Consider the following 4,659-nt stretch of genomic DNA (forward strand, 5'->3'; position numbering starts at 1 on the left):
AATGTGTATAAGTCATAGTGAAAAGTCTCCTTATTGATTGGTGTTGGAACCTCAATAATACACGATTTTTCACTAGGATGTTTTTTTATTTTTTAGGTGGCTAACTTGATTATAAAATTTGCGGAAATATATTTAATAATAATTTTAAAATCGATATAGTATCCGAATTTTTATCCTCCTTCTGATTTTAAAATTAATAGTTCACTAGTATAATTACATAGAAAGTTTATCAAACAGAAATTCAGCAATAACAACAATTTTGAAACTAACTAAAATTGTCTAATTCGCATCAAGTGTATATTAGTAAACCTTTTGAACAATTAAGGTTTGTGTCATTGGACTCATTTCAAGTAAGATTACTATCAACTTTAATTTCATTTTAAATGTCATTCAGCATGATTTAAATAGGTATTCTGTGCAAAGTCACTATTAATTATTAGAATATAAATAGTGACAGAAAAATGTGCCTAATTTACATTTTCCATCACTTTTTTTTATGAATTAAAAATTTTAGTTAATTATAGAGATAATGCCTAATTTTACTCCTTTGATTATGGCTTCTGAAGTTGAAGACACGTTAAATTTATCATGAATTGATTGAACATGTGTGTTTACTGTCCTTCTGCTAATTAGTAACTCCTTGGCTATTGTTGATTGTGTCCTCCCTTCGCTCAAATAATTTAATATTTTTTTTTCCTTTTTAGTCAAAATTGATTCTTCTTGTTCAATAAAATTGGCGCCTTTTTCAACAATTTGATATAGATTACTCACTAACTCTTCGGGAGATATATTTTTACTGAAAAAGCCGCTAGCATTTAGTAATTCTGCTTGAAATCGATATTCCTCAAAATCAAAACCTGTCAAAAAAACTAGTGGAATAGTGGGGAATTGCTTTTTTATTTCTTTTCCAATAAGTAATCCATTATCTTTACCAAGATTTATATCCAACAAAATTAAATCAACCATATCTTTCAGTAGATAATCATTAATTAAGTGAGGCTTATCTAATGTAATGACATTCTCCACCACATCAAATTTTTCCATCACCAATTTTAAGCTTGAGGAAAATAATTGATGATCATCAATCAATAAAAGCTTCATATCTTCATTCCTCTCATTACTGGTATCTTAACTTCAATGTCTGTGCCAATTTCTTTCCCACTATAAATAACAAATTTTCCATTCTTGTAATCGACTTCTTGCTTGATTGAGAGTAACCCCAAATGATCATAATAAAATTCATTATCATTTAGTTGATTCCTGTTTATTCCCGTCCCATTATCAATTACGCGTAATATATTTTCGCTATCTCGCTGGGTTAACTCAACGTCTATTTTGTTTGCTTTCGAGTGTTTGTATGCATTTATTAATAGTTCTTTAAAAATTCGATAAAAAAATACTTTTTCTGTTTCAGTTAATAGCAAATTATTTTTAAAATGCCAGTCTATATCGATGCTTAATTGATAAATCATTTCTAAATTCTCAGCTACTTTTTTAAAGCTATTTTCTAATGGTAGCACACTCAAAAATGACGGATAAATCTGAGTCATGTGGTCCCTCATTGAGAGTGAAAGAGATTTTAGAGTTTGATCAATTAACTCAATTGTCTTTCGGTCGTTGGATTCAATTGATAAATTCAAATTTTTAACAGCTAAAATAGTTTGAAGAACATCATCATGTAAATAATTGGCTAATTTCTTTTTGTCTTCCTGTGCTAAATCGTGCTTTTTAATATACGCAGCACGCTCAAATTCTGAATAGTGTTGAGTAATTAGTATTTTTTCAAGTTTTAAACGTTGCTCCGTTGTATGCAAAAACAAGGTAATTTCTTCAGCAGATTTTGAAAGTTCATTCAATTCGTTTTTTGAGAAACGCTCACTTTTTTCTTTAGAAACCAAAATCAGACCTCTAACTTGATTCATTTTCAACATAGGAATTACTAACATTTGCTCGTTCTTGTAACTAACTAATTGTTTCTCTTCATCAGAAAACAGATGGTGATCATCAATAAATTTACGATCAATGTTTACCAAGTTCTTGTTCTTAAATAAAAAATATGGAGAGTTATCGTTTTCAGACCATACAAATGCCACACCAGAAAATTCATAAGCGCATAATAATACCTCGCTAATAATTTTCGCTGTTGATTCAAATTGTTCATTAGATAACAGTTGATACGATACGTTTGTTTTTTGTTCATGAAATAAAGATATATCCTTTGCAAGTTTTTGTTCCCTTGTTTCAAATTTCCATTTAATAATATGATAAGTTAAATACACTGAAATTAAAGTGAAGTTGTTCAACCGTAACAAGTCAGTAATTTTTGGGGAGAGGATGATATATATTACAGTATCCATTACAACAAAAAAAGATAAGAAAATACCAATGTTAGAGAAGATTGTGTATACTAAATAGTTTCTTGATGTTATCTCTAATTTTCTTAATAGGACTAATACTGTGATAGGAAAAACCAACAAAAAGTAGATCGTCCAGTAAAAATGATCAAAAATTTTTAAACCTAGAAGATTCAATGGAATTATATGGAATAACAGAAATGGACCAAAACCGCCCATAAAGCTTAACAGTAAGAATCTTCCTATCTTTCTGAATTTTAAATCTTTAAAGTTTTGATGATAAATAGTAAAACAAATAAGAAAGCAGCAAATATAACATGAAAGAAAAGAGAGTGTATAATACTCAGTAATGGGAAGAAAAAAATAAATAAAAATATTATTTATGCTCATACAGATTTGTAGAAGAAAGAAAAGTCGATATTTTGATAGATATTTTTGCTCAAATAGGCTAAGAAAGAAAAATATGATGAATAGTGGAAATATTGACATCAATATCGTGGAAACAACGAGTCCAATTTGTTCTTTGGCTAATAACAGCATCAGAATCCATGCAATAATATAAATACTAATTGAAAAATACAATAATGAAATATTTCCATTAGCAACAATACTGCCATATGTCGCTATCGCCTGCAATGCAAAAACAAAAAACAGCATAACTAAAATTTCATTAGAAATATCCATCATTTGACTGAAAAAAACTTTCATATAAATGGTGTAACATAATAAATTTAGTAGCACAGAAAAGCTAGTTATATATCGTGTCATATGTCCCTCCTTAACCTGAGATATTGGAACAAGGCATTTATTTCTTTATGTGAATTCGGAAAACAATTACACAAGCTATCATATGCCTTTTGATAATATTCACTTACTAAGAAATTAGAGTATTCTAAACTGCCAGATTCAATTATTAGTAGTCTGATTTCTTCATACAGGTTATCATTTTTTTCAAAAAAATAGGCATTTATTTTATTATTGTTTTCTTTGTTGTTATACTTTGTATAAGCCTCGATACCTTTTATAATTGGCAGAGTTGCCTTTCGATTAGTTAAGTCATATGAATCATCTTTCATTACATCTTTGATATCATTACTTATTTGGCTAGCTATAGCAAAATATTTTGAGAAAGTCTTGATCGATAATTCCTCTTCTTGAAAAGCCAATTGTTCCACAGCATTCACCAAATAAATTGATTTTTTTACACTTAAACTGAAGTAAGCCTCTTCATCCTGTCCAAAGCAAACGGTATTACTCATATCAGAATACTGATAAAACAGACTTTCTTTTATATTATTAAGAAATGTTTTCTTTACGTCTTCTCCTTTTATCTCATGAGTTAGAGTAAAAAGTGTTTCAAAGATCATTGTTATTCCAAAATGAACTGGTTCATTCAGTCTATTGAAATTGAAATTATCCTTATCCATTAAATCATCAATTATATCAGAAGCGATCATAAATAGTTCTAAATTAGAAGCAAGCACATGTTCTTGTTCTATGTTTCTTTGTTTCGAGGAAATCTGAGATAAAAATAGATACAGCTTACCCCAAAGAAATTCCGATTTCGCTTTTTCATTTAAACTACTAATCAAGTAGTCTGAATGACTATTGGAAATATCTAGCTCTTTTATGCTTCTCAATGTACCCTCAAGTACTTCCATCACGAATTCCAAACAATAGGGTTGTCATCAAGGATAAAACTTTTTTCAAGTCCATTGTATGCTTCTCTAGGTAATTGCTTTTTCAATTCCTCAAAAGAAATCTCGTCATTTTTTAAAGCCAAAATATACTCCCATACTTGCTTTTCTGATAATGCAGTATCCATTAATACGACTTCCTTTCTAGTTTACCCTCTAAATATCATTAATTTTTGATTTTAATCTAATAGATTATGTCTTATTTTATTATACTTTGAGTATAGATTTGTTACTAACGTAAATAAAGAAAATATATACTGCTCATTCAAGAATATACATGATAAATTTTATCTATTTATATCATCTACATTGATAAAATCTATATCTAATACCCTTAGTGCCAGTTAAAATAGTTTAAACATGCAAAAAAAGAAAGTTCTTGCTACACTAGCCTCAAATCGGCTAAGAAACGAGGTAAGAAAGCATGCAAGAACCTTCCAACTTCATTTTACTATAACTTTCGAAAATTTACTGCTTCGAGTATCACGGTTGTATGAAGAATATACTCCTGATACAGTCAAAAACCGAAAAAACAAACAGTTAGCGAAACAATCGGATGTCGTTATTCTAACTTGTTATCTTTTTGGCATTCTTCATTCATGTACAAC

The 4,659-nt window shown here is 28.9% G+C and carries 4 protein-coding genes and 1 pseudogene; 1 reads left to right on the forward strand and 4 read right to left on the reverse strand.

The window, feature by feature from the left end; genetic code table 11:
- Positions 1–510 precede the first annotated feature (510 nt).
- Genes IW492_RS17685 through IW492_RS17700 form a run of 4 tightly spaced genes read right to left on the reverse strand, consistent with a single transcriptional unit; the run spans position 511 to position 4,179 of the window.
- Positions 511–1,101, reverse strand: coding sequence for a response regulator transcription factor (locus IW492_RS17685; protein ID WP_202069409.1), 591 nt, complete (start codon positions 1,099–1,101; stop codon positions 511–513).
- The gene (locus IW492_RS17690) at positions 1,098–3,122 is read right to left on the reverse strand and encodes a sensor histidine kinase (RefSeq protein WP_202069410.1); all 2,025 of its coding nucleotides are present in this window, start codon (positions 3,120–3,122) and stop codon (positions 1,098–1,100) included. Before IW492_RS17690 ends, IW492_RS17685 begins: the two co-directional genes overlap by 4 nt.
- Positions 3,119–4,015 carry a class 1 isoprenoid biosynthesis enzyme gene (locus IW492_RS17695; protein ID WP_202069411.1) on the reverse strand — a complete coding sequence of 299 codons (897 nt, stop codon included), beginning with the start codon at positions 4,013–4,015 and terminating at the stop codon, positions 3,119–3,121. Before IW492_RS17695 ends, IW492_RS17690 begins: the two co-directional genes overlap by 4 nt.
- On the reverse strand, positions 4,015–4,179 hold the full coding sequence (locus IW492_RS17700; protein WP_202069412.1) for a hypothetical protein: 165 nt from the start codon (positions 4,177–4,179) through the stop codon (positions 4,015–4,017). Before IW492_RS17700 ends, IW492_RS17695 begins: the two co-directional genes overlap by 1 nt.
- 325 nt (positions 4,180–4,504) lie before the next feature.
- On the opposite strand from IW492_RS17700, the pseudogene IW492_RS18230 reads away from it, so the two are divergent.
- Positions 4,505–4,659 (forward strand): annotated as a pseudogene (locus IW492_RS18230) (IS982-like element ISLgar3 family transposase); the annotation flags it as partial.

Origin of the sequence: Enterococcus sp. BWB1-3, assembly GCF_016745275.1 — a bacterium.
Classification (GTDB): Bacteria; Bacillota; Bacilli; order Lactobacillales; family Enterococcaceae; genus Enterococcus_L.

Excerpts from the sequence above, each read along its gene's own strand:
- IW492_RS17685 (WP_202069409.1), bottom strand. The coding sequence starts at position 1,101 with ATGAAGCTTTTATTGATTGATGATCATCAATTATTTTCCTCAAGCTTA.
- IW492_RS17690 (WP_202069410.1), bottom strand. The coding sequence starts at position 3,122 with ATGACACGATATATAACTAGCTTTTCTGTGCTACTAAATTTATTATGT.
- IW492_RS17695 (WP_202069411.1), bottom strand. The coding sequence starts at position 4,015 with ATGGAAGTACTTGAGGGTACATTGAGAAGCATAAAAGAGCTAGATATT.
- IW492_RS17700 (WP_202069412.1), bottom strand. The coding sequence starts at position 4,179 with ATGGATACTGCATTATCAGAAAAGCAAGTATGGGAGTATATTTTGGCT.